This window comes from Streptomyces sp. NPDC052012, from assembly GCF_040689265.1.
Classification (GTDB): Bacteria; Actinomycetota; Actinomycetes; order Streptomycetales; family Streptomycetaceae; genus Streptomyces.
Genome location: NZ_JBFAXA010000004.1, coordinates 200,589 through 226,021 on the forward strand (window position 1 = coordinate 200,589; position 25,433 = coordinate 226,021).

The 25,433-nt window shown below is 71.3% G+C and carries 26 protein-coding genes and 2 pseudogenes; 21 read left to right on the plus strand and 7 right to left on the minus strand.

Annotated elements, in window-relative coordinates:
* Positions 1–59 precede the first annotated feature (59 nt).
* Positions 60–773 (minus strand): hypothetical protein, encoded by a 714-nt coding sequence (locus AB0412_RS10550; protein WP_366402139.1) that lies wholly within the window; start codon positions 771–773, stop codon positions 60–62.
* A 116-nt stretch (positions 774–889) separates the two neighbouring features.
* Positions 890–1,258: a DUF6223 family protein gene (locus tag AB0412_RS10555; RefSeq protein WP_366402140.1), complete on the minus strand. Its 369-nt coding sequence runs from the start codon at positions 1,256–1,258 to the stop codon at positions 890–892.
* A 253-nt stretch (positions 1,259–1,511) separates the two neighbouring features.
* Between AB0412_RS10555 and AB0412_RS10560 the strand changes: the two genes are divergently transcribed.
* The 4 genes from AB0412_RS10560 to AB0412_RS10575 all read left to right on the plus strand — a co-directional run bounded on the left by AB0412_RS10560 (position 1,512) and on the right by AB0412_RS10575 (position 5,063).
* The gene (locus AB0412_RS10560) at positions 1,512–2,639 is read left to right on the plus strand and encodes a sensor histidine kinase (protein ID WP_366402141.1); all 1,128 of its coding nucleotides are present in this window, start codon (positions 1,512–1,514) and stop codon (positions 2,637–2,639) included.
* The gene (locus AB0412_RS10565) at positions 2,636–3,298 is read left to right on the plus strand and encodes a response regulator transcription factor (RefSeq protein WP_366402142.1); all 663 of its coding nucleotides are present in this window, start codon (positions 2,636–2,638) and stop codon (positions 3,296–3,298) included. The genes AB0412_RS10560 and AB0412_RS10565 overlap by 4 nt, the downstream gene beginning before the upstream one ends.
* An 84-nt stretch (positions 3,299–3,382) precedes the next feature.
* On the plus strand, positions 3,383–4,072 hold the full coding sequence (locus AB0412_RS10570; protein WP_366402143.1) for a HEAT repeat domain-containing protein: 690 nt from the start codon (positions 3,383–3,385) through the stop codon (positions 4,070–4,072).
* A complete protein-coding gene (locus AB0412_RS10575; RefSeq protein ID WP_366402327.1) occupies positions 4,059–5,063 on the plus strand; it encodes a MerR family transcriptional regulator in 1,005 nt (334 codons plus the stop codon). The genes AB0412_RS10570 and AB0412_RS10575 overlap by 14 nt, the downstream gene beginning before the upstream one ends.
* A 58-nt stretch (positions 5,064–5,121) precedes the next feature.
* On the opposite strand, the gene AB0412_RS10580 is transcribed toward AB0412_RS10575, so the two are convergent.
* Positions 5,122–5,862: a class I SAM-dependent methyltransferase gene (locus AB0412_RS10580; RefSeq protein WP_366402144.1), complete on the minus strand. Its 741-nt coding sequence runs from the start codon at positions 5,860–5,862 to the stop codon at positions 5,122–5,124.
* Between the two features lie 125 nt (positions 5,863–5,987).
* On the opposite strand from AB0412_RS10580, the pseudogene AB0412_RS10585 reads away from it, so the two are divergent.
* From AB0412_RS10585 to AB0412_RS10615, 7 genes and pseudogenes are all read left to right on the plus strand, one after another.
* A pseudogene (locus tag AB0412_RS10585) lies at positions 5,988–6,293 on the plus strand (DUF6183 family protein); the annotation flags it as partial.
* A gap of 80 nt (positions 6,294–6,373) precedes the next feature.
* Complete coding sequence (locus AB0412_RS10590) at positions 6,374–6,643, plus strand: DUF6183 family protein (protein WP_366402145.1); 270 nt, start codon at positions 6,374–6,376, stop codon at positions 6,641–6,643.
* Positions 6,644–6,696: 53 nt separating this feature from the next.
* Complete coding sequence (locus AB0412_RS10595) at positions 6,697–6,876, plus strand: hypothetical protein (protein ID WP_366402146.1); 180 nt, start codon at positions 6,697–6,699, stop codon at positions 6,874–6,876.
* A 377-nt stretch (positions 6,877–7,253) separates the two neighbouring features.
* Positions 7,254–7,571 (plus strand): DUF2795 domain-containing protein, encoded by a 318-nt coding sequence (locus AB0412_RS10600; RefSeq protein ID WP_366402147.1) that lies wholly within the window; start codon positions 7,254–7,256, stop codon positions 7,569–7,571.
* A gap of 15 nt (positions 7,572–7,586) precedes the next feature.
* Entirely contained in the window at positions 7,587–8,060 is a 474-nt protein-coding gene (locus AB0412_RS10605; RefSeq protein ID WP_366402148.1) for an AAA family ATPase, read from the plus strand.
* A 162-nt stretch (positions 8,061–8,222) separates the two neighbouring features.
* Positions 8,223–9,200: an SDR family oxidoreductase gene (locus AB0412_RS10610; protein ID WP_366402149.1), complete on the plus strand. Its 978-nt coding sequence runs from the start codon at positions 8,223–8,225 to the stop codon at positions 9,198–9,200.
* Between the two features lie 120 nt (positions 9,201–9,320).
* Positions 9,321–10,181 carry an MBL fold metallo-hydrolase gene (locus AB0412_RS10615; RefSeq protein ID WP_366402150.1) on the plus strand — a complete coding sequence of 287 codons (861 nt, stop codon included), beginning with the start codon at positions 9,321–9,323 and terminating at the stop codon, positions 10,179–10,181.
* A 261-nt stretch (positions 10,182–10,442) separates the two neighbouring features.
* Here AB0412_RS10615 and AB0412_RS10620 read toward each other — a convergent pair whose 3' ends face one another.
* Positions 10,443–11,102 carry a lysophospholipid acyltransferase family protein gene (locus tag AB0412_RS10620; RefSeq protein ID WP_366402328.1) on the minus strand — a complete coding sequence of 220 codons (660 nt, stop codon included), beginning with the start codon at positions 11,100–11,102 and terminating at the stop codon, positions 10,443–10,445.
* A 322-nt stretch (positions 11,103–11,424) separates the two neighbouring features.
* Between AB0412_RS10620 and AB0412_RS10625 the strand changes: the two genes are divergently transcribed.
* From AB0412_RS10625 to AB0412_RS10660, 8 genes and pseudogenes are all read left to right on the plus strand, one after another.
* Positions 11,425–12,606 (plus strand): ROK family transcriptional regulator, encoded by a 1,182-nt coding sequence (locus tag AB0412_RS10625; RefSeq protein WP_366402151.1) that lies wholly within the window; start codon positions 11,425–11,427, stop codon positions 12,604–12,606.
* A gap of 176 nt (positions 12,607–12,782) precedes the next feature.
* Positions 12,783–14,303, plus strand: a complete 1,521-nt coding sequence (locus AB0412_RS10630) for a sugar ABC transporter ATP-binding protein (protein WP_366402152.1) — start codon at positions 12,783–12,785, stop codon at positions 14,301–14,303.
* Complete coding sequence (locus AB0412_RS10635; protein ID WP_366402153.1) at positions 14,300–15,331, plus strand: ABC transporter permease; 1,032 nt, start codon at positions 14,300–14,302, stop codon at positions 15,329–15,331. Before AB0412_RS10630 ends, AB0412_RS10635 begins: the two co-directional genes overlap by 4 nt.
* Positions 15,332–15,463: 132 nt before the next feature.
* Entirely contained in the window at positions 15,464–16,510 is a 1,047-nt protein-coding gene (locus AB0412_RS10640; RefSeq protein WP_366402154.1) for a substrate-binding domain-containing protein, read from the plus strand.
* Between the two features lie 68 nt (positions 16,511–16,578).
* Complete coding sequence (locus tag AB0412_RS10645; RefSeq protein ID WP_366402155.1) at positions 16,579–17,775, plus strand: Gfo/Idh/MocA family oxidoreductase; 1,197 nt, start codon at positions 16,579–16,581, stop codon at positions 17,773–17,775.
* 550 nt (positions 17,776–18,325) lie between these two features.
* Positions 18,326–18,492, plus strand: a pseudogene (locus AB0412_RS10650) (alkaline phosphatase family protein); the annotation flags it as partial.
* 67 nt (positions 18,493–18,559) lie between these two features.
* The gene (locus AB0412_RS10655) at positions 18,560–19,723 is read left to right on the plus strand and encodes a sugar phosphate isomerase/epimerase family protein (RefSeq protein ID WP_366402156.1); all 1,164 of its coding nucleotides are present in this window, start codon (positions 18,560–18,562) and stop codon (positions 19,721–19,723) included.
* A gap of 281 nt (positions 19,724–20,004) precedes the next feature.
* Positions 20,005–22,125, plus strand: coding sequence for a PQQ-dependent sugar dehydrogenase (locus tag AB0412_RS10660; RefSeq protein ID WP_366402157.1), 2,121 nt, complete (start codon positions 20,005–20,007; stop codon positions 22,123–22,125).
* 65 nt (positions 22,126–22,190) lie between these two features.
* Here AB0412_RS10660 and AB0412_RS10665 read toward each other — a convergent pair whose 3' ends face one another.
* Genes AB0412_RS10665 through AB0412_RS10675 form a run of 3 tightly spaced genes read right to left on the minus strand, consistent with a single transcriptional unit; the run spans position 22,191 to position 23,836 of the window.
* Positions 22,191–22,391, minus strand: a complete 201-nt coding sequence (locus tag AB0412_RS10665; protein ID WP_366402158.1) for a type II toxin-antitoxin system VapB family antitoxin — start codon at positions 22,389–22,391, stop codon at positions 22,191–22,193.
* A 45-nt stretch (positions 22,392–22,436) separates the two neighbouring features.
* Positions 22,437–23,144: a phenylalanine--tRNA ligase beta subunit-related protein gene (locus tag AB0412_RS10670; RefSeq protein WP_366402159.1), complete on the minus strand. Its 708-nt coding sequence runs from the start codon at positions 23,142–23,144 to the stop codon at positions 22,437–22,439.
* Between the two features lie 44 nt (positions 23,145–23,188).
* Positions 23,189–23,836 (minus strand): FMN-binding negative transcriptional regulator, encoded by a 648-nt coding sequence (locus tag AB0412_RS10675; protein ID WP_366402160.1) that lies wholly within the window; start codon positions 23,834–23,836, stop codon positions 23,189–23,191.
* Between the two features lie 154 nt (positions 23,837–23,990).
* On the opposite strand from AB0412_RS10675, the gene AB0412_RS10680 reads away from it, so the two are divergent.
* Both AB0412_RS10680 and AB0412_RS10685 read left to right on the plus strand, forming a co-directional pair.
* Positions 23,991–24,575, plus strand: coding sequence for an XRE family transcriptional regulator (locus AB0412_RS10680; protein ID WP_366402161.1), 585 nt, complete (start codon positions 23,991–23,993; stop codon positions 24,573–24,575).
* A 99-nt stretch (positions 24,576–24,674) separates the two neighbouring features.
* Positions 24,675–25,397: an SDR family oxidoreductase gene (locus tag AB0412_RS10685; RefSeq protein WP_366402162.1), complete on the plus strand. Its 723-nt coding sequence runs from the start codon at positions 24,675–24,677 to the stop codon at positions 25,395–25,397.
* Positions 25,398–25,433 lie beyond the last annotated feature (36 nt).

The window sequence follows — 25,433 nt, forward strand, 5'->3', positions numbered from 1 at the left end:
GCGGCCGAGCGCACTTCGCCGCCCCCGAGCCGGGCGGCGGCGCCACCACGTTCGGGCGGTCAGGGCCTGTTTGCCGCGTGCCGACGGCGGAGGAGACGGACCGCGACCTGATACACGGCGGTGAACACCACGACGGGGACGAAGCCGATCGCCTGGAACACCCACGGCATGTCGTCACCGTCCCAGTGCGACCGGGTTTCCAGGACGAACCCGGAAACCAGCAGCGCGAGAAACGAGCCCGTGGTCAGGAACACGGCCCAGACGAGCGCGGATTCCCGCGCCTCGGCTCGGCGCCGGGCCGCCTCGACGACGGCTGGATCCGGGGGCGTCCACTCCCCGCCACGCGAACGTGTCCATACGTCTTTGACGGCCCGTACGTCCTCGGCTCGCGCCCCCACACCCCCGGGCAGAGCGAACAGCCGGCCCTCTCGGTCGAGCAGCATCGTTCTGGACGACGCCGCGCCGCTCTCGCTCTCGCTCTCGATGCTCAACACGTCGGACCACACTGTCCTGCGGGTGCGGAACAACTGCCGTACCGCGATGTGGTCCCCGTACACGATGGTCGCCGCCCGCCAGAACCGGAGGACGGCGAGATACACCGTGCCCAGCAGGAGCATCGTCCCCGCCTTGAAAGTCGGGGTCAGGTCCTCCTCCGGCACGATCGAGAGTGCCAACGGGATGCCCGGTAGACCGAGAAACAGAGTGACGAACACCAACTGGGCCGTCCCGAGCCGGTACTTGCGGATCGCTTGCCCGTCGGTCCCCGGCTCCACCTGCGCCTCCCGTCGGAGATCGGCGTGCGACGCCCCACCGTATCGCGGCGCTCCGGCTCTCGGAATCGGTGGAGTACGGAGCCGCCGTACATTCCGCTGACCGCGATGTGACGCCGTCAAGCGGTCGGAGCGGGGCGGCGGGAGCGGATCAGCGCCCGGCGGCCGAGAACCACGGCGACCAGCCCCAACGGGACGGCCGCGACGGCACCGACGAGCCCGTTGCCCGTGCCGGGACCACCGCTGGAGGTGGCCAGATGCAACACCGCGAGGGCCGTGCCGGCCAGGCCCCCCGCGACGGCCGACATACCGGCGCCGCGCGCGCTGCCGGTGCCGACGCGGCCGATCCGGCCGGCGGCGCGGGCCAGAGCCAGCCAGCCGATCGCCACGGCGACCAGCCCCACGCCGAGGGCGAGGTTCGCCCCGGTCCGCCCGTCGCCGATGACTCCGCCCTCGGCAGCCGCCACCAGGACGTCAGATGCGTTCATGTCTCCGACCCTTCTCGTGAGGGGGCCATCCCCGTCCTCGTGCGGGGAAGTCCCAAGGATTCGCTGTGCCTTGAGCATGTCCGCGCCCCCCACCGCCGGTCGTCCCGCAGACGCGGACACTTCACACTGCCGCCCCGGCAGCAGACGTGTGCTGCGGACGCCGCAGGCGCCCCGCGACTACCGCGGACGCGGTAGCCGATCACTCCTCCACAAGCGTGACGTGGCCACGGCATCACCCGGCTAGGGTGCGCGCATGGATGAAGGACGGTTCGGCGTCCCGCCCGCTGTCCGGGACTGGGCCCTCGCCCTCGGCGTGGCGGCGCTGCTGGTGGCCACGGGGCTGACGGGGGAGTACACCGGCCCGGCCTCCGGCGTACTCGGCTACGCGCTGCTGGCGGCCGGCGGCCTCGCGCTGGCCGCGCGGCGCCGGGCTCCGCAGGCCGTGCTGGCCGTCACGGGGCTGTGCGCGGTGGGTTACCAGCTCGCCGGATTCGACGTGCTCGCCGTCTCGTACCTGGTCGCGGTCTACGGCGCGGTGCGCGCCGGGCACCGCGCCCTCACGGCAGTCGCGTCCGTGAGCATGCTGGCCGTCCTGCACCTCACGGCTCTGCTCTTCCACCACGGCCCCGTGGGCGAGGCGTTGGCACAGGCCCGGCACGTCCTCGAGATCGCCTGGCTGATCGCCGCGTTCGCCGCGGGGGAGGCGCTGCGGCAGGCCGAGCGGCGGGCGGAGGAAGCCGAGCGGACCCGGGAGGAGACCGCGCGGCGCCGCGCGGACGAGGAGCGGCTGCACATCGCGCGGGAGCTGCACGATTCCCTCACCCACCAGATCTCGATCATCAAGGTGCAGGCGGAGGTGGCCGTCCATGTGGCCCGCAGACGGGGTGAACAGGTCCCCGAGGCACTGCTGGCCATCCAGGAGGCCGGACGCGAGGCGACCCGCGAACTGCGTGCCACCCTGGAGGCGCTGCGCGACGACCACACCACCCCGCCCCGCGGCCTCGACCACATCCCGGAACTCGTGGAGCGGGCCGGCCGGGCCGGTCTGGAGGCGACGCTGACGATCGAGGGGCGGCGGCCCGATGTGCCGGCCGCGGTGGCCCGGACCGCCTACCGGATCGTTCAGGAGGCGCTGACCAACATCGCCCGGCACGCCGGCGCCGCGACGGCCTCGGTCCGCATCGACTACCGGCCCGACTCACTGGCCATCCAGGTCGATGACGACGGCAAGGCCGCACCGGACACGGTGCCCACGCCGGGCCTGGGCCTGCTCGGCATGCGGGAACGCGTCACCGCCCTCGGCGGCCGGCTGAGCGCGCAGCCACGCAGCACACACGGCTTCACCGTCCGGGCCGAACTCCCCGTGGAGCGAACGTCATGATCCGTGTCCTGCTGGTCGACGACCAGCCGCTCATTCGCAGTGGATTCCGCGCACTCCTCGACCTCGAGGACGACATCGAGGTGGTGGCCGAGGCCGCCGACGGTGCGCAGGGCCTGGAGCTCACCCGGCAGCACCTGCCCGACATCGTGCTGATCGACATCCAGATGCCCGTCGTCGACGGCATCGAGGCCACCCGGCGCATCGCCGCGGACCCGGCCCTGGCCCCGGTGCGCGTCGTCATCCTCACCAACTACGGCATGGACGAGTACGTCCTGGAGGCGCTGCGCGCCGGCGCCGCCGGCTTCCTCGTCAAGGACATCGTGCCGGACGACCTCGTGCACGGCGTACGCGTGGCCGCCCGCGGTGACGCGCTGCTCGCGCCGTCCATCACCCGCAAGCTGATCAGCCGGTACGTCACCCAGCCGCTCCCCGCCGTGGCAGACACCGTGCTGGACGAGCTGACCAGCCGCGAACGCGAGGCCGTCACCCTGGTCGCACAGGGTCTGTCCAACGACCAGATCGCCGACCTCATGGTGATCAGTCCCCTCACGGCGAAGACCCACATCAACCGGGCCATGTCCAAACTCCACGCCCGCGACCGCGCCCAACTCGTGGTCCTCGCCTACGAATCCGGCCTGGTGACTCCGCGCAACACCTGAGACGCAGGGGCAGCCGACGGCGACTGACCGTTTGACCTTGACACGGTGACAAGGTCTTCACTGCGTGGCATGGAGGTGGTCCCGATGACCATGACGAGACAGGGCACGGATGCGACACGAGCACTCCAGGGGCTGGAGGACGGCCGTGCGTCCGTGCGACTGCGGGCCGCCCTGGCGGCGGGTTCGGCGCCCGTTGCGGGCTTCGTCGACACGCTCGTCGAGCGGTGCGCGGTCGAGCCCGAGTTCTTCGTCCGCGACATGCTGAGCTGGGCCCTCACCCGCCACCCGGTGTCCCTGACACTCCCCGCGCTGCTGCGCGAACTCCGTTCGGAGCGTGCGCAGGCGCGCAGCCAGGCGCTGCACACGCTGTCCAAGATCGGGGACCGGCAGGCGTGGCCGGCGATCACACGGTCCCTGCTGTGCGACGCCGACGACGAGGTGGCGAGGAGCGCCTGGCGGGCCGCGGTCGTGCTCGTGCCGGAGGGCGAGGAGGCCGCCCTGGCCACGGTGCTGGCGACACAGCTCGGGCGGGGCGAGCGGGAGACCCAGCTGAGTCTCAGTCAGGCGCTGGTTGCGCTGGGTGAGGTGATGGTGCCGGCCGTGCAGGCCGCGACGACGGCCCTCGACCCCCGCGTGCGTGCGCACGCGCTCGCCACACAGCGGCTGTGGCGCGACCCGGACGCCGGATTCCAGCCGGCGATCGAGGAGGCCAAGCGCGTCGTGGCCCTCGCCGGGGCTCCCGAGGCGGACGATGGCAACCGTGCTGATCGGTGAGGTGGCGAGACGGTCCGGGGTCAGTGCCCGCATGCTCCGGCACTACGAGTCCCTCGGGTTGGTGCGGCCCTCGGGCCGGACGGGCTCCGGCTACCGGGAGTACTCCACGGAGGACATCCGGCGGATCTTCCACATCGAGAGCCTGCGCTCGCTGGGGCTGTCGCTGCGTGACATCGGGCGCGCGCTCGACGACCCCGGCTTCACGCCCTCGGCGCTCGTCGGCGACCTCATCCGTCAGACGCTCGACCGCATCGCGGCCGAGACCGAACTGCTCACGCGGCTGCGGCGGATCGACGCCGCGGAACCCGCCGGCTGGGAGGACGTCCTGAGGGTCGTCGCGCTCCTCCAGGCACTGGGTTCGCAGAGCGCGGACGCCCGCCAGCGGGCGGCCCTGTCCTCGGTCGGCAGCCACCCGGTGCCGGTGGAGGCCCTGGTCGAGGCGGTACTGGAGGAGACGGACCCGAACGTCGCCGGCGCCCTGCGATGGGCGCTGGCGCAGTCGGGCGACGGCGCTACGGGTCTGCTGGCGAAGGGTCTCGGGTCACCGGTGGCCGCGGTGCGGCAACGGGCCGTTCAGTCCCTCGCCGTGATGCCCGGCGGTGAGGCGACCGCACATCTACGGGACGCTCTCACGGACCCCGACCTCGGGGTCCGCGGGCGTGCCGCTCTGGCGCTCGGGACACGAGGAGTGGCCGAGGCGGTCCCGACGCTCATCGAGATGATCGTGACGGGAAGGAACGACACCGATGCCGCCGACGCACTGAGCGAGCTGGCGGTCGACACCGCCACGGCCGACCGGATCGCCACCGGGCTCGTCGCCCGTCTCGCGGACGACACCACGGAAGCCCCCGCACGCGGGCGGCTGACCCAGGCGCTGGCGGGCATCCCGGGACCGACGGCGGCACGCGCGCTCGAAGAGCTGTCACACGACGACGACCGTGCGGTCGCGCTGACTGCCGCCTACCTTCTCCGGCTCCGCGACGTGCGGTGACGGATGGTTTCCGAATGAGCTGTCCGGGCGGTGGCTGCACTGGCCCTCGCCGGAGTCGCTACGCCGGCGGGATGCGATAGACGGAGACGTGAGAACGGGACTCGGCGGTGAACTCGGCGCCGGACCAGTCCGCATGCCTGGATTCCAGCTCGAAGCCGGCCAGCTGGGCCATGAGGTCGAGTTCGGCCGGCCAGATGTAGCGATGAGGGCTGCGGAACAACCGCGCCTGCTGGGTGTCGTCGAAGCGGAAGTGGTGCGACACGACGTGCTGGCGCAGGACGTCGTACGTGTCCAGACCGATGTAGCCGGGTTCGGACTGCCAGACGGTCGCCGTCTGGCCCGGTGGGAGTTTGCGCAGCTCGGGTACCCACAGCTCGATCACGAACCGTCCACCGGGCGTGAGGTGGCGGGCGGCGTTGCGGAAGCACTGGACCTGCTCCTCCTGCGTGAGCAGGTTGGAGATCGTGTTGAAGACGAGGTAGACGAGGGAGTACTCGCCGGGGGCGGTGGTGGTCGCCATGTCACCCACGATCACCGGGATCGTCGCCTCGTCAGCCTTGGTGCGCAGCTGTTGCACCATCGGGAGCGACAGCTCGATCCCGGTGACAGGGACTCCTCGCGCGGCGAGCGGGACGGCCACCCGGCCGGTCCCGACGGCGAACTCGAGAGCCGCTCCGTCCCCTGCGAGCTGGGCGAGACGGTCCACGGTCGGCCCCAGGACCTCGGGGGCGAACATGCCCGTGCCGGGCGTGTCGTAGCGCTGGGCGGCGTCGGAATCCCAGATCTCCTCCTGCTGCATTCCGGCAACGTTCGCCGCTGACCGGGGAGATGTCCAACGAATTACTGTGCGCGGCTTGATGACTCGCGGTTGGTCTCGCCGCCGTGAGCGACCGGATCCAGCAGATGGTGACCCGCCTGCCCGACATGAAGAACGTGGCCGCGGTGTGGGACACGGCCGAGCGCGAACTCGCCGAAGGCGACGTCGCGTTCGTGGCCGGCCTCGGCATCGCCCTGGCCGACCGCTACGGTTCGTCCGCCGCCCGGATGTGGCAGGACCGCAGTGTCTTCGACCATCTCCTGCGCCTGCTGACCATGACGTCAGGTCAGGAACACGTCGAGCAGGCGGTGCGGCTCGTGTCGGCCGCCACGCCCGGCGACCGCGGTCCGGCCCGGTACGCGGCGTCCCTGCTGGCAGACGGCCAGTCCCCTCAGGACCTGACCGTCGCCTTCGCGGGCGGCAGCTCGGTCTCCGGACCCCGGAGGAGCTGCGGATCTGCCTCCGCCACGAACTGGTCCTCAGGGGGACCGCCTTGGAGGAGACACCGGTCATCGAGTCGTGGGCGAGGTCACCGCACTGGCGCCACCACCCGTTCGCCCGGCTGCCGTTGGAGCTCACCTCGATCGAGAAGGCGCCGCCCCCGCCCAGTTACTCGGTGAGCGGGAGCAGCTTCGAGATGCCGTACGGACCCCACGACCACGACGCCCGCGTCGCGCCGGCCGCCAGCACATCGCACCTTCCCTCCGCGACGGATACGACGACACAAACCTTCAGCAGGGCCGTGCCACCGCCGTCGAACTGACCGAGGAGGAGAACCGCCGCCGGCTCGACGCCACCAACCCCCAGTGGCCCATCATGCACGCGGTCCTGCACGGCATCACCCGCGACCAGTTCATGGCCCGTCACCGTGCCGACCACCTCAACGTCGCCTACGTCCCCGACGCGGAGACCGCCGGCAAGGCGCTGCGCGCCAACGCCGCGCTCTTCGCCGAGCTGGGTCTGGAGGTGCACCTCTGCGGCGAGGTGCAGCTGTAGTCACGGCGGCACGTGACGCCGCACCGGCACACCGCCCCGCCCCGCCCGCACCTTCACCGTGTCCCGCCCCGCCGCGACCGGGCGGGACACCCCTCGCACCGGATTCCGCCGAGGAGGCATCGGTCGCCGGCACCAACAGGACGTATGTGTTCGACTTCGACACCACGCGCGGCGACGGCGGGCGCGTCGTCGGCAGCGGCGGCTCGCAGACCTTCACGTCGATCGCCGAACTGGAGGCGTATCACCGCCAGCGACGCGGTGGACACGTCGGTGGGCCCGGGTGCCGCCCAGCACCCGGGCCCCGGGCTCTCCGTGTGCGCGGACTCGCCATGGGTGCGCGGCTTTCGTCACGTATGCGCACATAAGGAGGGCTTGTCATGGCACACGCTACGGTCGACGACGTGCTGGGCGCCCTGGAGAACGTGGACTTCCCCGCGGACAAGACCCGGCTGCTGGACGCAGCCCGGTCCGCCGGCGCCTCCGGTGACGTGACCGCCGCGCTGCGCGGGATCCCGCCGGAGACCTACACCAACCGTGAGGACATCGCCCGCTCGGTGCGGACCGACCCCGACTCCGACCTCGGACACAGCCCGGCGCAGCGCGCCGAGCAGGCCCGCCAGGGCGGCAGGCCGGGACAGTCCCAGTATCTCCGGGAGGTCCCCAAGCCGCCGGTGGAGGAGGAACTGGACCGCTGAAGAGGACGGAGCCAAGTGACCGGATCGACGCCGGACGTGGCCGTGCTCGTGGGACTGCAGGCGTCCGGCAAGTCGACGTTCTACGAGCAGACCCTGCTCGGACGCTATGAGCTGGTCAGCAAGGACCTGTTCCCGCGTTCCGCCCGCCGTCGGCAGGAGCGGCAGATGCGTCTGGTGGAGGATGCGCTGGCCGCGGGGAGGTCGGTGGCGGTCGACAACACCAATCCGTCCCCGGCGGAGTGGACGCCCTTGATCACCGCCGCGCACGCGCATCGTGCGACGGTGACCGCCTACTGGTTCCCGCCGGACCTGCGGGGCTCGCTGGTGCGCAATGCCGTGCGTCCGGGGCGCGCCCGTGTCCCCGACGTCGGTGTCCACGCCACGGCGAAGCGGCTGCGCCGCCCCTCACGGGCGGACGGGTTCGACGCCGTCGTGGAGGTGTCGTTCGACGACCGGGGCGGCTTCCGGGTGCGGCCCGCGCCGGAGTAGCCCCCGGATCGGCACACGCGCCGAGGGCCCCGGGGGCGCGCAGCCGTCGGTGTCCCCGACGTGCTCGCCGAGACGGCGGTTGCGGACAGCAGGCCGTGGGCACTCGCCGAGCCTGAGCGGAGCCGCGGTGACGCCGCGTGGCACAGGAAGAGAGGGTCGTCGATGCGAGTGCGTGAATCCGTGGTGGTGATCACCGGTGCGTCCAGTGGCATCGGACGGGCCACGGCCGTGGCCTTCGCCCGCAAGGGCTGCTCGGTCGTCCTGGCGGCGCGGCGGGAGGAGGCACTCGAGGCCGTCCGGCAGGAGTGCGAGCGGCACCGGGGCGCCCGAGCGCACGCCGTGCCGACCGACGTCACCGACGCGGGGGCGGTCGACGATCTGGCCCGACGTGCCGTTCAGCGCTTCGGCCGGATCGACGTCTGGGTCAACAACGCGGCGGTGACCGTGTTCAGCCCGTTCCTGGAGGTCCCCCTGGAGGACTTCCGCAAGGTCCTGGACGTCGACGTCATGGGCTACGTCCACGGCGCCCGCGCGGCCCTACGCGTGATGCGCGAGCAGGGCGAGGGCACGCTGATCAACGTCTCGTCCATCGTCGGGGTGGTGGCTCAGCCGTACACCCACGCCTACGGCATGTCCAAGCACGCGGTCCGGGCCCTGAGCGCCAGTCTGCGCCAGGAACTGCGGCTGGAGAAGGCGAAACGCATCAACGTGTGCACGGTGCTGCCGGCCACGATCGACACCCCGCTGTTCGAGCACGCGGCCAACTACACGGGACGCAAGGTGGTGGCGATGCCCCCGGTCCACAGCCCCGAACGCGTCGCCCGGACCGTCGTGGATCTGGTGCGCGTACCCCGGCGCGAGGTCGTGGTGGGGCCGACGGGCCGGTACCTGGTGCTCCAGTCCCGGATCGCACCGGGACTGGTGGAGCGCATGATGGCCCGCCAGGCGGACCGTACACACCTGTCCCGCAAGGAGGCCGCCCCGGCCGGCCACGGCAACCTCCATGTGCCCGCGCCCGGAGCGGGCGCGGCCCACGGCGGCTGGGGCGGACGCCGCCGGACCGCGATGCGACGGCTGGCCACCGCCACCCTGCTCGCGGCCGCCGCAGCAGGTCTGGCCCGCCGGGCCCGTACCTCGTGACCGCGTGGCATCCCGTCGGCCCGTGCCCTGGGCCGCACGCCGGCACCCCTGCCGGTCCCACGACCGGCAGGGGTGCCGGCAGCAGGCGGCGGGACGATCCGCCCCGAGGAGGAGAGCGCCATGTCGCAGATCACGGGCAGCCCCGCTGACGGCGGGATCGACATCCATTTCATCGGAAACGCCACCGTCCTGCTGTCCTACGGGCCGCTCAGCGTCCTCACGGACCCGAACTTCCTGCACCGCGGGCAGTACGCCTACCTCGGCTACGGGCTGGTGAGCCGGCGCCTGACCGAGCCGGCCGTGGACGTGGAGGAGCTTCCCCGCCTCGACGGGGTCGTCCTGTCGCATCTGCACGGCGACCACTGGGACCGCCGGGCCCGCCGGCACCTGGACCGCGGGGTGCCGATTCTGACCACACGCCACGCGGCCCGCCGGCTCCGGGTGGTGCACGGCTTCCGCCGCACCGCCGGACTGCGCACCTGGCAGGCGCTCACGCTCCAGCGGGGCGGGGCGCGGCTGACCGTCACGGCACTGCCGGGCCGGCACGCCGGTCACGCGGTGCTGCGCGGCCTGCTGCCACCGGTGATGGGAAGCCTGCTGGAGTTCGGCCCCGTCGGGCGACCGCCCGCAGTGCGGCTGTACATCTCGGGCGACACTCTGGTGTACGACGGTCTCGACGAGATCACCGAGCGCTTCCCGGCCGCCGATCTCGCGGTCCTCCATCTCGGTGGCACGCGGCTGCCCGGCGGATTCCTGGTCACCATGGACGGTGCCCAGGGAGCGGAACTCGCCCGGCGCCTCGGTCCCCGGCTGCTGCTGCCGGTGCACTACGGCGACTACACCGTGATGCGGTCGCCGCTGGACGCGTTCCTCGCCGAGGCCGACAGGCTGGGGCTCGGCGACCGTGTCGTCCACTGCGGCCACGGTCAGCGGGCCCACCTTACCAGCGAGGCCGGAGCGGTCCCGACGGTCTACGGATGATCACGCGACCGCCAGGTGCCGACCGCTCGTCCGTGCGGTGCCTGCACCGGCGACCGGTGCGTCGAGGCCCCCGGGGTGATGCGGCCTCGGCCTCCGGTCTCCGCATCCGACAGCTCCCCGGAGCCGTTCGGGCGCAGACGGAGGTGCGCATGCCGCCGCTTCTCGAAACGGGGCCCCGGAGCGGGGTCTGCGGCTTCGGTCGCGGGCAGGGGGGCGCTCTGTTCACGTGGCAGGCGGCGCCGGACGCCCGGCCCGGTGAGCTCACGCCGCCCGGCCCAGCTCGCCCGCCGCCCGGGCGGCCTCTTCCCAGGCGAGGCTGACAGCGCGGTGTGCCGCGGCCGTGCCGTCGGCGACGTCGGCCGGCAGGTACACGGGCGTGCCGACGTGGACGTGCAGCCGTGGGCGCCGGAGCGGGGCGGTCACAGCGCCGGCGAGCTGCTTCACGGCCGATCCCGAGGACAGGCGTCTGGCGCCCGCGTGCCCCACCGGTACGACGGGTGCGGCGGTCAGCTGCGCGAGGCGGGCGAGTCCGGTGCGGAACGGCCCGGGTGCTCCGGCGGCGGCGTCCGTGCGCCGGGGGAGGCCGCCCTCCCCGTAGATCAGCACGTGGCGCCCGGAGGCGAGCGCTTCCGCCGCGGCATCCAGGGCCTGGGCTGCCCGGGCCGTACCCCGGTGGACCGGGATGTGCCCCTCCTGTTCCAGTGCCCTGCCGAGCACGGGCGTCCGCCAGAGCCCAGCAGTGGCCATGACGACCGGCTCGACCTCCAAGGTCCGGAGAGCAGCCACCACCAGCGGGGGGTCGGCGAGCGAGTCGTGGTTCGCGGCGAAGATGCAGCCGGCGGGGAAGGGCAGGTCGGCGTCACAGGTGACGGTCAGCCGTCCGCAGACGGAAACGACGGCGGCGGCAGCACGGCTCAGCAGCAACGGACAGCCCTTTCGACGAGGACGAAACCCTCGCGGTCACCCTCGCTGCTCCGACTCCCCGGTCGCCTGAGCGGTCGTACTCATCCGGAGCGGTGCGCTTACTCAACCCTTCCTCGCTCTTGTCCCCGCGCCGGCCGTGGCCTCCCATTCCGCTTTGTCCTGTGAGTGGAAAAAGAAGGCGCGGATCGTGCTGAAGTTCTTCCCCGTCAGGAAAATCGCTGCTACGTTCCTCACCGAAAGCCTGACGACGCGGCCACGGAGACAGGCGCCTGGGTTCCCGAGCCGCAGGCGAGGGGAGGGGAGAGGGCTCGTGAGACGCATGACCGCTCGACCGGAGAACGCGCATCAGGCGCGGCTGCTTCGCCTGCTGCGTGACAGCGGCCCCAACTCCCGTGCCCAGCTGGGCGACCAGGTGGACCTGTCCCGCTCGAAACTGGCCGTCGAGGTGGACCGGCTGACGGAGACCGGCCTGGTCGTCGCGGACGGACTCGCACCCTCACGGGGCGGCCGGCGCTCGCACAACGTCCGGCTCGCGCCGACGCTGCGTTTCCTCGGTGTCGACATCGGTGCCACCTCGGTCGATGTCGCCGTCACCAATGCGGAGTTGGAGGTCCTGGGACATCTGAACCATCCGATGGACGTCCGGGAGGGACCGGTCGCCGTCTTCGAGCAGGTGCTGTCGATGGCCGCCAAGCTCAGGGCGTCCGGCGTCGCCGAGGGCTTCGACGGCGCCGGGATCGGAGTTCCGGGACCGGTCCGCTTCCCGGAGGGCGTGCCGGTCGCGCCTCCGATCATGCCCGGCTGGGACGGCTTCCCCGTGCGGGAGGCACTCAGTCAGGAACTGGGCTGTCCGGTCATGGTCGACAACGACGTGAACCTGATGGCGGTGGGGGAGCAGCACGCGGGCGTGGCCCGCTCCGTCGCCGACTTCCTGTGCATCAAGATCGGCACCGGCATCGGCTGCGGCATCGTGGTCGGCGGTGAGGTCTACCGGGGGACCACGGGCAGCGCGGGCGACATCGGGCACATCCAGGCCGTGCCCGACGGCCGCCCCTGCGCCTGCGGCAACCGGGGCTGCCTGGAAGCCCACTTCAGCGGTGCCGCGCTGGCCCGCGACGCGGAGGAGGCCGCGCGTGCGGGCCGGTCGGTGGATCTCGCCGTCAGGCTGGAAACGGCCGGGCGTCTGACGGCCGCCGACGTGTCGGCCGCCGCGGCGACGGGCGACGTGGTGGCCCTGGAGCTCATCCGGGAGGGCGGCCGGCGCCTGGGCCAGGTCATCGCCGGACTCGTGAGCTTCTTCAATCCGGGGCTGGTGGTGATCGGCGGGGGAGTGACCGGGCTCGGGCACACGCTACTGGCCAGTGTCCGGACCCAGGTGTACCGGCAGTCGTTGCCGCTGGCCACGGGCAACCTGCCCATCGTGCTGGGGGAGTTGGGACCGGCCGCCGGAGCCATCGGCGCGGCCCGCCTCATCAGCGACCACGTGTTCTCACCGGCCTGACCCCGCAGGGCGCGAGCTCCGGCCCCTCACGACACGCCACCGCACCCTCACCACGCACCACCCCGAACGCCCCGGCGCACACGACGCCAGGGGCTCCCCCAGAGCTGCCCAGACTCACCCGAACCACCCTGTCCAGCCCTGCCCGCCACGGCCCGCACCCGCCGAGGGGATTCCTCATGGCACCAGAACCACCCCTGCTCACCATGTCCGGTATCACCAAGTCGTTCCCGGGCGTCCGCGCCCTGGACGGTGTGGACCTCGAGGTCCAGGCCGGGGAAGTGCATTGCCTGCTCGGCCAGAACGGCGCCGGCAAATCCACGCTGATCAAAGTGCTCGCCGGAGCCCACCAGCCCGACGGTGGCGAGATCACCTGGCGCGGTGAGCCCGTGACCCTGGGGTCGCCGATCGCCGCCATGCGCCTGGGCATCGCCACCATCTACCAGGAACTCGACCTGATCGAGGGGCTGTCCGTCGCGGAGAACGTCTTCCTCGGGCACGAACCCACGGCGGCCGGATTCGTCGTGCGCGGCTCCGCCGCCCGGACGGCCACCGCGGAGTTGCTTCAGCGCCTCGGGCACTCGGAGATCGATCCGGCGCGGCTCGTCGGCGAACTGTCCGCCGCACAGCAGCAGATCGTCTCCATGGCCCGCGCGCTCTCCCACGAGGTGCGGTTGATCGTGATGGACGAGCCGTCCGCCGCGCTCGACCCCGACGAGGTCGAAAACCTCTTCCGGATCGTGAGCGACCTGACGGACGACGGGGTCGCCGTCGTCTACATCTCCCACCGCCTCGAGGAGATCCGGCGCATCGGCGACCGGGTCACGGTCCTGAAGGACGGCCGGGCCGTCGCCGGCGGTCTGCCCGCGGAGTCGACCCCGACCCACGAGATCGTGGCCCTGATGACCGGGCGGAACGTCGAGTACGTCTTCCCCGAGCGCCCCCGGGCGGGATTCGCCGCCGGCAGGCAACCGGTGCTGACCGTCGAAGGGCTGACCCGGCAAGGGGAGTTCGCGCCCGTCGACCTCGAGCTGCGGCCCGGTGAGATCGTCGGCCTGGCGGGGCTCGTCGGGTCCGGACGCAGCGAGATCCTGGAGACGATCTACGGGGCGCGCAGGGCCGACGGCGGCCGGGTCCTCGTCGACGGCATCCCGCTGCCGCCCGGCAGTGTCCGCGCCGCCGTCCGCGCCGGCATCGGACTCGCGCCCGAGGAACGCAAGGCGCAGGGCCTGCTGATGCTGGAGTCCGTCAGCAGCAACGTCACCATCTCCACCCTGCCCCGGTTCGCCCGCGCCGGCTGGCTCGACCGGCGCGCCGAGCGGGCCGCGGCTCACCAGGCGGTTCGGGAACTGTCGTTGCGGCCCGACAACCCCGATGCCGCGATCAGGACGCTGTCCGGCGGCAACCAGCAGAAGGCGGTGCTCGCGCGCTGGCTGCTGCGCGGCTGCAAGGTGCTGCTCCTGGACGAGCCGACCCGGGGCGTCGACATCGGCGCCCGCGCCGAGCTCTACGCGGTGATGCGCCGGCTGGCCGACGAGGGCCTGGCCGTCCTTCTCGTGTCCAGCGAGGTGCCCGAGGTCCTCGGGCTCGCCGACCGGGTGCTGGTGCTCCGCGAAGGCAGCGTCGTGCACACCGCGGACGCCCGTGAGCTCGACGAGCACCGCGTACTCGATCTTGTGATGGAAGGGAGCCCGACATGACGCAGCCGGCCACCGCGGCGCACGACGAAGTGCCGCTGTCCGACGCCGAACCCCCGGCGGACAAAGAAGGTCCGCGCCGAGCCCTCGCCCTGCGGTGGGACGTGCGCAGCCTGTCGTTGCTCGGCGTCCTCGCCGTACTCGTCGCCGTCGGCGGCATCACCGCACCCGACGAGTTCCTGGCGACGAGCAACCTGCAGCTCATCCTCACCCAGGCATCCGTGATCGGTGTCGTCACCGTCGGCATGACCTTCGTCATCACCTCCGGCGGCATCGACCTGTCGGTCGGTGCGATCGTGGCGCTCGCCTCCGTATGGGCGACGACCGTGGCCACACAGGAGTTCGGCTTCGCCGGCATCCTCTTCACCGCCGTCGCCGTCGGCGTCGGCTGCGGCCTCGTCAACGGCGTGCTGATCGCCTACGGCAGGATGGTGCCGTTCATCGCGACCCTGGCCATGCTCGCCTCCGCCCGGGGCCTGGCGCTCCAGATCACCGACGGCAGCACCCAGATCGTCACCGTCGAGTCGGTGCTCGACCTCGGTGTCCGTGACGCCTACATCCTCGGCATCCCGCCCCTGGTGCTGGTGTTCGCCGCGGTCACCGTGATCGGCTGGCTGGTGCTCAACCGCACCACCTTCGGCCGCCGCACCGTCGCCATCGGCGGCAACGCCGAAGCGGCTCGCCTCGCGGGCATCGACGTCCGCCGCCAGCGCCTGTACCTGTACCTGCTGTCCGGCCTGTGCTGCGGCATCGCCGCGTTCATGCTGATCGTGCTGTCCGGCTCCGGCCAGAACACCAACGGCAATCTCTACGAACTCGACGCCATCGCCGCCGCGATCATCGGCGGGACCCTGCTCACCGGGGGCCGCGGCACCATCGTCGGCTCGGTCCTCGGCGTCCTGGTCTTCACCACGATCACCAACATCTTCGCCCTGAACAACCTCGAGACCGCGGTCCAGCAGATCGCGAAGGGCGCCATCATCGTCGCCGCCGTCCTGGTCCAGCGCCGCTCACCGCACGGCGGCACCTGAGGCCGTCGACGTCACCGCCGCACGTCGGTACCCGTGAAGGCCGTCGATCCCACCGCCGGACAGCGGGACCGACACCGCCGTCCGGCACCCGTTCCTCTCCCACTCACCGCCCAGTCGAAGGGTCCCTCCGCCATGGCAAGAACCCCCGCCACCAGCCGCAGATCGCTGCTGTTCGGCACCGCGGCCGTCTCCGCCGGCGCGCTGCTGACGGCCTGCACCAGCAACGAGCCCAGCGGCCAGGAACAGGCGGCGAACAACGCCCCGGTCGCTGACGACAAGCCCGGCAAACAGGTCACCATCGGCTTCGCCGGACCGCAGGCCGACCACGGCTGGCTCAACGCCATCAACGACAACGCCAAGAAGCGCGCGGAGAAGTACTCCGACGTCACGCTGGAGATCACCGAGGGCTCCAACGACACCGCCCAGCAGATCGGCCAGATCGAGACCCTGATCAACAAGAAGGTCGACGTGCTGGTGATCCTGCCGGCCGACGGCAAGGCGCTCACCCAGGTCGGTCTGAAGGCGATGCGGGCCGGGATCCCCGTGGTCAACCTCGACCGGATCTTCAACACCCCGCAGGCGTACCGCTGCTGGATCGGCGGCGACAACTACGGCATGGGCCTGAACGCCGGTCACTACATCGGCGAACAGCTCAAGGACAAGCCGAACGCCAAGGTCGTCGAACTCGCCGGGCTGGACAACCTGGAACTCACCCAGCAGCGCACCCAGGGCTTCGACGACGCCCTGAAGAACTACCCGAACATCAAGAAGGTGGCCCGCCAGGCCGCCGACTTCACCGTCGAGTCGGGCCAGGCCAAGATGGCCCAACTCCTCCAGGCACAGCGTGACTTCGACGCACTGTGGAACCACGACGACGACCAGGGCGTGGGGGCCCTCAGGGCCATCGAGCAGGCCGGCCGTGACGACTTCCTGATGGTCGGCGGCGCGGGCGCCAAGTCCGCCATGGACGCCATCAAGGGCGGCAACAGCGTGCTCAAGGCCACCGTCCTGTACCCGCCGACGATGGCCGCCTCCGCGATCGACCTCGCCCGCGCCCTCGGTCAGGGCAAGGGCGTCAGCGGCATGGCCGAGATGGAGATCCCGACCTCCCTGACCCTCTACTCGGCCGTCGTCACCGAGGACAACGTCGACCAGTACCTGCCGACCGGCTTCGTCTGACCGGTCCGGGCCCCGCGTCCCACGACGACAGCGATGAGTCACTGACACTCCGACGAGGAGGAATCCGTATGGAACAGAGGGACAACCGGACGGTGCCGCCGGCACTCGGTGTGGGCATGGTCGGCTACGCCTTCATGGGCGCCGCCCACTCACAAGGATGGCGCACCGTCGGACACGCGTTCGACCTGCCGCTGCGGCCCGTGCCGGCCGTGATCGCCGGACGGGACGCCCACGCCGTGCGCGCCGCCGCCGGCAAGTACGGCTGGGCCGCGGCGGAGACCGACTGGCGCGCCCTCCTGGCCCGCGACGACGTGCACCTGGTCGACATCTGCACCCCGGGCGACACCCATGCGGAGATCGCGATAGCGGCACTGGAGGCGGGCAAGCACGTATTGTGCGAGAAGCCCCTCGCCAATTCGGTCGCCGAGGCGGAGGCCATGGTGAGGGCCGCCGAAGCCGCTCGCGAACGCGGGCAGGTGGCGATGGTGGGCTTCAACTACCGGCGTGTGCCCGCCCTCACCCACGCACGTCGGCTCATCGCCGCCGGCAGGCTAGGCACGCTGCGCCATGTGCGCGTGACGTACCTTCAGGATTGGCTGGTCGACCCCGACTTCCCGCTGACCTGGCGATTGCAGCGGGAGCACGCGGGATCGGGCGCGCTCGGCGACCTCGGCGCGCACATCGTCGACCTCGCGCAGTACCTGGCCGGTGAGCTGCTGGTCGGGGTCTCCGCCCAGATGGAGACCTTCGTCGACGAACGCCCCTGCCTCGACGGTCCCTCCGCCGGACTGTCCGCTGCCGGCGGCACCCGGCGCGGGCCGGTCACGGTCGACGACGCCGCCGTCTTCACCGGCCGGCTCGCCTCGGGGGCGCTCGCCACGTTCGAGGCGACCCGGATGGCCTCGGGGCGCAAGAACGCCCTGCGGCTGGAGGTCAACGGCGAGCACGGTTCCCTCGCCTTCGACCTGGAGCGGCTCAACGAGCTGTCGTACTACGACGGTACGGAACCGGGCACGCACGCCGGATTCCGCCGCATCCTGGTCACCGAACCCGATCACCCCTATCTGGAGGCGTGGTGGCCGCCGGGCCACGGTCTCGGCTACGAGCACACCTTCGTGCACCAGGCCCGTGACCTGGTCGAGGCCATCGCGTCGGGTACGGATCCGATGCCGTCGTTCGCCGACGGGCTGCAGGTGCAGCGCGTGCTGGCGGCGGTGGAGGAGAGCGCCGAGAAGAACTCCGTCTACACACCGATCCCCGCCTGAGGACAACCGATCCCGAACTGTCGCGCAGCCTCGCCCTGTTCACCGGTCCGTAGGCCCCGGAGGCACTGCGAGGCACTGCGCGGCCTGAAGGCGTACCACCACGGGGACCGGCACCAGCGCCGGTCCCCGGTCCCGGCCTGCCCGGACACCGTCTTTGTCCTGGGCAGGGAAAAAGTTCAACTTCATTGGTGCACAAGGTCTTTCCGTCACGGACGAACCGGGCTACGGTCCCTTTTCGTGCACAGGCGCCACACAGTGGTTCGGGACTGACGGCGCTCTCCGCTGCACGGCACGCCACTGGTTCGACCGGCTCAGGGAGGACATCCGTGCACAGCGCAGGTCCAGGAGCCCCAGGGATCCCGCCCTCCTCACCGGTGCCCCCGCCGCCGTGACCCCCGCGCCGCCGGCGCAACCGCCCTCCTCGGCCGGGGCGCAGTCGGCGCCCCTGTTCCGGCGGTGGGCGGGGAGGCGCCGAACCCCCGCCCACCGTCCTCCAACGACAGCCGAGTGATGCCGCGCCCGCCACGGGCCTCTCGCGTGCCCGACGTGTCGGCTCGCCGCCGTTCCCCCTGACCGTTCAGCTCTTCCTGGCAGTCACCGCCGCCCCCACGAGCGTGACGAAGGTCCGCTCGTCCTGTGCCCCACCCCCCGCGCGCAGTATCCGGCCGCGTCGCGGCCACCGATGTGAAGTCCTTGCTGCTGTGGCTCGCCGGCCTCCGCCGAGACGGCGGTCGCAGGCGCCCGCAGCTCTGTGACGACGAAGACGACGAAAGGAAGAACCACTGTGACCGCGTTCGACGACGAAGCAGTCGCCGGCGACGCACTGCGCCGCACGCTCGGTGTCAGCCGCCGCCGTTTCCTCAGCACGTGCACCGCCGCCGCAGCCGGGGCGATCGCCGTCCCGGTGTTCGGTGCCGGGCCCGCGCTGGCGCAGGGTGAGGCGGAAGCCGCCCGTGAGGACAGAGGCCGTTCCGCTCTGGTCCCGCCGCACAAGCGCGGCATCATCCTGTACACCGTCCGCGACGCCATCGGCCGTGACCCGCTCTCGAGCGACCTGCCCTCCGGCTTCCGCGAGGTCTTCAAGCAGCTGTCGCGCTTCGGGTACCGGCAGGTCGAGTTCGCCGGCTACGGCCAGCACGCCAACGCGCCCGGCGGGGCGAACCTGGAGTCGGTGCAGGGCGCGAAGCTCCTGCGCTCCTGGCTCGACGAGTACGGCCTGCGGGCTCAGGGCAACCACGGTTTCATCCCGCCGTCCTGGCCGCTGACCACGGCGGACCTGGACACCTTCAAGAAGCACCTGGAGATCGCCAACATCCTCGGCATGGCCCACATGGGCACCGGCGGTGACCCCACCGGCAGCTCCTACCGGGCCGACTGGGACGTCGCCGCCGACAAGTGGAACACCCTCGGGGAGATCGCCCGCCGGGAGGGCATCAAGCTGTACACCCACAACCACGACGCGGCCTACGGCTTCCTGCTGGACGGCGGCCCGCTGGACGACCAGGGGCGGCCCACCCGCAGCTCCGGCATCCGCAAGCTGGAGTACTTCCTGAAGGTCACCGACCCGAAGGCGGTGTGGCTGGAGATGGACATCTTCTGGGCGCACGTGGCCCAGTACAAGTTCCACACCTACACCGCCCACGACGGCAGCCAGCGGGAGAACGTCTTCGACCCGGCCGCCCTCGTCGCCCGCCACAACAAGCGCTACCCGCTGTTCCACGCCAAGGACGGCACCGTCAACACCTCCAACGGCATGGGCTACGACATGGTCCCGTTCGGCACCGGCGACATCGACTACCGCACCTTCTTCACCCGTGTGGGAGCGAAGAACTACCACAACCCGATGGTGGAGCAGGACAACGCACCCAGCTCCACCGTCCCCGGGCAGTCCCTCGAATTCGCCCGGATCGGCTACGACAACCTGGCGGCGCTGCGCGCCCGGCGCTGACGGAACGTCATAGGCCCGGCCCGCCCGGCGCTTTGGCGCGGGGCGGGGCCGGTTTCTCAGGCGTGCCCGGAAAGGCCACGAGCGCCCTGGCGCCCGCGGCAGTCTTTCCCCGAAAAAGTTGAAACTTTGTCCTTGACGAGTCGAAAGTGGGCGCTCTAGCGTCCAACTGACTCACTTCGCACGGGTTTTCACCCACTTCACTCTGCAGCGACCAGCTGGTGGGGCCGGGGGCCAAGCCCCCTCTCTTCATGCAGCCGCCAAGCAGACCAGAGGAGTTCTGAGTGCGCAACAGACGGATCGTCACCTTTGTGGGGGCGACAGCGCTGGCCGGGGCCATCGGGCTTCTGCCGCTGTCCCCGGCCCAAGCAGCGAAATCAGAGCCGGCCCCGCCGGCCGCGTCGGACTTCCAGAAGGTCACCCTCAACGACCGCCCGGGCGAGCCCATGGCCCTCGCCGTCCTGCCCGACCGCCGCGTACTGCACACCGCACGCACCGGCGAGGTCCGGATCCACGACCCCAGGAGCGGCGTCAACTTCCTCGCCGCCGACATGAAGAAGAGCCCCGCCGGCCTCTACCAGCACGACGAGGAGGGCGTGCAGGGCATCGCCGTCGATCCCGACTTCCGCAAGAACAACTGGGTCTACCTCTACTACTCGCCCCGCCTGGACACCCCGATGGACGACCCGGCCACCCCGGGCGTCAACGAAGGCGACGCACCGGAGTTCGGCACGCCCGAGGACTTCGCCAAGTACAAGGGCGTCACCCGGCTCTCCCGGTTCAAACTCGAGGGCAACAAGCTCGACTTCGGCAGCGAGCAGAAGATCCTCGACGTCCCGGCCGACCGCGGCATCTGCTGCCACGTCGGCGGCAAGATCGACTTCGATCACAAGGGCAACCTGTTCCTGTCCACCGGGGACGACTCCAACCCGTTCGCCTCCGACGGCTACGCCCCCCTCGACGACCGCGCCGACCGAAACCCGGCCTACGACGCGCGGCGCACCTCGGGCAACAGCAACGACCTGCGCGGCAAGGTCCTGCGCATCAAGGTCAAGCGCGACGGCAGCTACGCGGTACCGGACGGCAACCTCTTCGCCCCGGGCACCCCGAAGACCCGCCCCGAGATCTACGCCATGGGTCTGCGCAACCCGTTCCGCTTCTCGGTGGACGACAGGACCGGCGAGCTCTACGTCGCCGACTACTCGCCCGACGCCGACAAGCCGAACCCCGACCGGGGCCCCGCCGGCCACGGCCGCTGGATGGTCATCGACCGCCCCGCCAACTACGGCTGGCCGTTCTGCGTGACCCAGGACATGCCGTACCAGGACTACGACTTCGCCACCCAGAAGTCGAGCGGCGCGTTCGACTGCGCCAAGCCGGTCAACGACTCCCGGCACAACACCGGCCTGAGCAAGCTGCCTCCGGTCACCGACGCGGAGATCGTCTACGGCTACGGCGCCTCCGAGGAGTTCCCGGAGCTCGGCACGGGCGGCATCGGCCCCATGGGCGGCCCGGCGTACCGCTACGACAAGCGCAACAAGGCCGAGAACCGCTGGCCCGCGTACTTCGACGGCAAGCCGCTCTTCTACGAGTGGACCCGCGACCAGATGAAGGCCATCACCCTCGGCAAGCGGAACGAGGTCCGGAAGATCGAGGACGCGATCCCCTCGATCACCACCGACGGCCCGATCGACGCCGAGTTCGGCCCGGACGGCGCGCTGTACGTCCTCGAGTACGGCACCGGCTACTTCGCGGAGCTGCCCGAGGCCCAGCTCTCCCGCATCGACTTCACCCGCGGCAACCGCACCCCGGAGCCCAAGGCAGCCGCGGATGTGACCAACGGGACCAGCCCGCTGACGGTCCAGTTCTCCAGCGCCGGCACGAAGGACGCCGACGGTGACGCCCTCAGCTACGCCTGGGACTTCGACGCGGACGGCACCGTGGACTCCCGGGAGGCGAACCCGAAGCACACGTTCACCGAGAACGCCGTCTTCGACGCCACGCTGAAGGTCACCGACAGCACCGGCCGCTCGGCCTCCGCGTCGGTTCCGGTGGTGGTCGGCAACAAGGCGCCGGTCGTCTCGCTCACGACCGACCCCGCCCCGCACGGCGGCACGCCGTTCCACTGGGGTGACACGGTCACCTGGGAGGTCACCGTCACCGACGACCAGCCGGTGGACTGCTCCAAGGTCACCGTCTCGTTCATCCTCGGTCACGACACCCACGGGCACCCGCTGTCCTCGAGCAGCGGATGCTCCGGGTCGTTCAAGACCTTCGTGGACGGCGGTCACGCCGGCGCCGACAACCTGAAGGCGGTCTTCAACGCCACCTACCGGGACACTCCCCCCGAGGGACTGCCGTCCCTCTCGGGCAGCGCCGAGGTCGCACTGACGCCGGCCGACTGACCGACTGACCGTCGGGCGGACACGAGGCGGGGCGCCATCCGAAGGGATGGCGCCCCGTACGCGCGTCAGCCCTGCGGCTCCTGCGGCTTCGCGTCGATCTCGCGCAGATTCTCGTCCCTGTACTCGACGCGCGTCTCCGTGCGGTGACTGCGGGCGATGTAGTCGCGCACGACCACTTCGACGGCGTCCTGCGGGGACCCCACCCCGGCCAGGACCATCACCTCCACGACCAGCTCGGCATCGAGGCTGATGTTGATCTTGGCCACGGCTCGCCCCTTCGTCACGTTGTTCCCGGACTCTAACCGCTCCGCTCAGACGTCCGCGGCGGGGTTGCCGCAACTCAGGTAGTGCACGGCGGTCTGTTCGGCGTGCGGGGCGAGCAGGCCCTGCAACTGCTCCGCGGCGGTCTTGAGCAGGTCGCCGTCGCGGACGGCGTGGAGGGTCTCCAGGACGAAGGCGACGTGGGTGGAGTCCTCGGTGACGCGGGTGCGGTGGGCGTCGCGGTGGTTCCAGTGGCGGGTCAGCACACCGGTGTCGTCGGCGTAGATGATCTCGCCTGGCTTGGGGTTCTCCACGGTGCCGGGCTCGCCGAGAGGGGTGAACTCCTCGCTGCCGTCGGCGAGACGAATGGTGACCTCGCCGGCGACGTGACCGAGATCGAAGGCGCCGGCGGGCAGACCGTGCCGGACGGAGACGGAGTTGTAGGAGTCCACGGCCGGGTTGATCCGCGGCAGGGTGCCCTTCTTGGTCATGCGGCGGCCGAGGGCGTCGACGCTCGGACGGATGCGGCGGGGATTGGTGCCGAAGGAGCGGTAGGCGGTGTGCCACGCCTCGATGCGAGGGTCGGTCTCGTCGGCGGGCTGCCAGGTGCCGTCGGCGAGCTGCTGCTCCAGGTCCTCGAGAGCGGCGGTGGTGTCGGGCCAGGGTTCGTGGCCGCGCAGGCCGCCGGTGGTGACCAGGGCGATGAGGGTGTCGGGGAAGGCGTCTGCGACGGCGGTGCTGATGCGGAACACGGTCATGCGTGCGGGAGATCCTGTCTCGTGCGGGTGCCGGGAGGGAACGTTCAGGGCGTCCAGGGGCCGATGCGGGCCAGACGGCGCCGTTGTTGCCGCGCGGTGGGCACGTCCAGCCCCTGCCCACGCTCGGTGAGCCGATCGGCGACGGCTGTGCGGTGCTCGACGGACTTGTGGTCGTCGTACTTGAACTTGGCGCGGACGTCGATCACGTCGAGCTCCAGTCCGCGGATGCCGGAGAGCATGCGTCCGTAGGGCGGCCGGCCGGCATCGATGGGGGCGTGGTCGCCGCCGGGCTGGAAGTGAGCCATCTGACGGCGCAGCAGCTCTGCCTTGGCCTCGGGGTCGTCGATGATGCGGGCGCGGCAGGTGAACTGGACGGCCGCGTAGTAGCTGGTGGGCACGCCGTCGGAGGGCGGGATGCCGGGCTTGGCCCGCCAGGGGCCGGGCACGAAGGCGTAGTCGCCGATGACGGTGAAGGTGACGTCGGCATCGTGCTCGATCGCCGTCCACACCGGATTGGGGCGAGCGAGGTGGATCAGCAGCCGGCCGCCGTGGGTGGTGAAGTGGGTGGGGACGACGAGAGGCGCCTGGCCGGGCAGGCCGTTGACGCTGAGCTGGCCGAAGTCGTGGCCGTCGGCGATCCAGGCCTGCCATTCGGCGTCGTCCAGGGCGGCGTCCCAGGGGTGGATGAACATGCGGGGGCTCCCTGCGTGCATGGGCGCGGAGAATCAAACGCTACTCACTCGATTCCCCAGCAGAACGACTCGACCGTACAATGAAACGACCGCCCTGTGTCAATCAAACGACCGGACGGTCCATTCCAGTGCTCCACGCAAGGACGGTGATCAGGTGCCCGAGGCAGAGGCGGCCCTGCGTACGCTCGCGCACAACGTCAGATCCGCCCGCACCCGTGCGGGCCTGTCCCTGGACGAGCTGGGCCGGCGCGCCAAGGTCAGCAAAGGCGCCCTGGTCGCCCTGGAGAAAGCCCAGGGCAACCCGAACTTCGCCACCCTCGTCCGACTCGCCGACACCCTCGGCATCTCGGTGTCCGCCCTGATGGAAGGACCCCCCGAAGGCCGTGTGCGGGTGGTGTCCGCCGACAGCGTCATGCCGCTGTGGGCCGGGGAGCAGGGCAGCGAGGCCCGGCTGATGCTGACCACCTCGGGACCCGCTCCCGTCGAGGTCTGGCGCTGGAAACTGGAACCGGGCGAGGAATACCCCAGTCACCCGCACCAGGCCGGCGTCGTGGAGACCGTCAGCGTCACCGCCGGCCGCATGACACTGATCGTCGACGGCACCGAACACCCCGTCGAAGCGGGACAGACCGCCGCCTTCGACGGCGACACCGCCCACACCTACCGCGGTTCCGGCACCGAGACCTGCCACCTGATCATGACCGTGCACATCCCGCCCGGCCCCGGCGCCACCGCCTGAACCGCGCGCATCAGTATCTTCAGGCGGAGAGCGGCGCGGTCAGTGAGCCGAGCATCCACTCTCTGTCCAGCCGTCAGCACCCGCGCCGAGGAGAACACCGTGCTACTGGCCAGGAAGACAGCGATCGTGCATGGCGGTTCCGGAGCGGTGGGGACGGCTGTCGCTCGCGCCTTCGCGCGTGAGGGCGCCGCGGTCCACCTCACCGGCCGCACCGTGCCGCGCCTCGAAGACGTCGCGCGGCGCATCCGGGACGAAGGCGGCATCGCCCACGTCGCACAGCTGGACGCGACGGACCGGGACGCCGTCGACCGCCACGCCGATGCCGTTGCGGCCGCCGGCAACGGCATCGACATCTGCTTCAACGCCACGTCCAACGACGACATCCAGGGGACCCCGCTTCTCGACATGGCCGTCGCCGACGCGCTCCGCCCGGTCATGAAGGCGGTGACGACCACCCTCGTCACAGCCACCGCGGCAGCCCGGCACATGGTCCGCCGCGGAAGCGGCGTCTTCCTTGTCATGGCCGGCGGCCGCGAGACCATCCCCGATCTGGGCGGATCACACATCGCCTGGTCCGCCCTCACAGGCGTGTGCCGGCAACTCGCGGCGGAACTCGGTCCGCAGGGTGTCCGCGTCACCTGGCTCCTCTCACCCGGCTCTCCCGCACCCGGTGAGGGGAACCGGGCCGACGAGGGCGCGCTCCTGACCGAGCGCCCGGCCTACGACGACGTCGCCAATGCCGCCGTCTTCGCGGCCTCCGGCTGGGCCCGCACGATGACAGCCACCGAACTCAACCTCACCGGTGGCCTGGTACCGGACTGAGTGCACAGGTTCTCGCAGGCCGGGGCACAGCGATCA

What these genes read in the sequence shown, in the direction of transcription:
- AB0412_RS10635 (WP_366402153.1), top strand. Translation starts at nt 14,300, where the DNA reads ATGACGCAGCCGGCCACCGCGGCGCACGACGAAGTGCCGCTGTCCGAC.
- AB0412_RS10580 (WP_366402144.1), bottom strand. Translation starts at nt 5,862, where the DNA reads ATGCAGCAGGAGGAGATCTGGGATTCCGACGCCGCCCAGCGCTACGAC.
- AB0412_RS10610 (WP_366402149.1), top strand. Translation starts at nt 8,223, where the DNA reads ATGCGAGTGCGTGAATCCGTGGTGGTGATCACCGGTGCGTCCAGTGGC.
- AB0412_RS10670 (WP_366402159.1), bottom strand. Translation starts at nt 23,144, where the DNA reads ATGACCGTGTTCCGCATCAGCACCGCCGTCGCAGACGCCTTCCCCGAC.
- AB0412_RS10600 (WP_366402147.1), top strand. Translation starts at nt 7,254, where the DNA reads ATGGCACACGCTACGGTCGACGACGTGCTGGGCGCCCTGGAGAACGTG.
- AB0412_RS10630 (WP_366402152.1), top strand. Translation starts at nt 12,783, where the DNA reads ATGGCACCAGAACCACCCCTGCTCACCATGTCCGGTATCACCAAGTCG.
- AB0412_RS10675 (WP_366402160.1), bottom strand. Translation starts at nt 23,836, where the DNA reads ATGTTCATCCACCCCTGGGACGCCGCCCTGGACGACGCCGAATGGCAG.
- AB0412_RS10640 (WP_366402154.1), top strand. Translation starts at nt 15,464, where the DNA reads ATGGCAAGAACCCCCGCCACCAGCCGCAGATCGCTGCTGTTCGGCACC.
- AB0412_RS10565 (WP_366402142.1), top strand. Translation starts at nt 2,636, where the DNA reads ATGATCCGTGTCCTGCTGGTCGACGACCAGCCGCTCATTCGCAGTGGA.
- AB0412_RS10570 (WP_366402143.1), top strand. Translation starts at nt 3,383, where the DNA reads ATGACCATGACGAGACAGGGCACGGATGCGACACGAGCACTCCAGGGG.
- AB0412_RS10555 (WP_366402140.1), bottom strand. Translation starts at nt 1,258, where the DNA reads ATGAACGCATCTGACGTCCTGGTGGCGGCTGCCGAGGGCGGAGTCATC.
- AB0412_RS10625 (WP_366402151.1), top strand. Translation starts at nt 11,425, where the DNA reads ATGACCGCTCGACCGGAGAACGCGCATCAGGCGCGGCTGCTTCGCCTG.
- AB0412_RS10595 (WP_366402146.1), top strand. Translation starts at nt 6,697, where the DNA reads ATGCACGCGGTCCTGCACGGCATCACCCGCGACCAGTTCATGGCCCGT.
- AB0412_RS10560 (WP_366402141.1), top strand. Translation starts at nt 1,512, where the DNA reads ATGGATGAAGGACGGTTCGGCGTCCCGCCCGCTGTCCGGGACTGGGCC.
- AB0412_RS10615 (WP_366402150.1), top strand. Translation starts at nt 9,321, where the DNA reads ATGTCGCAGATCACGGGCAGCCCCGCTGACGGCGGGATCGACATCCAT.
- AB0412_RS10645 (WP_366402155.1), top strand. Translation starts at nt 16,579, where the DNA reads ATGGAACAGAGGGACAACCGGACGGTGCCGCCGGCACTCGGTGTGGGC.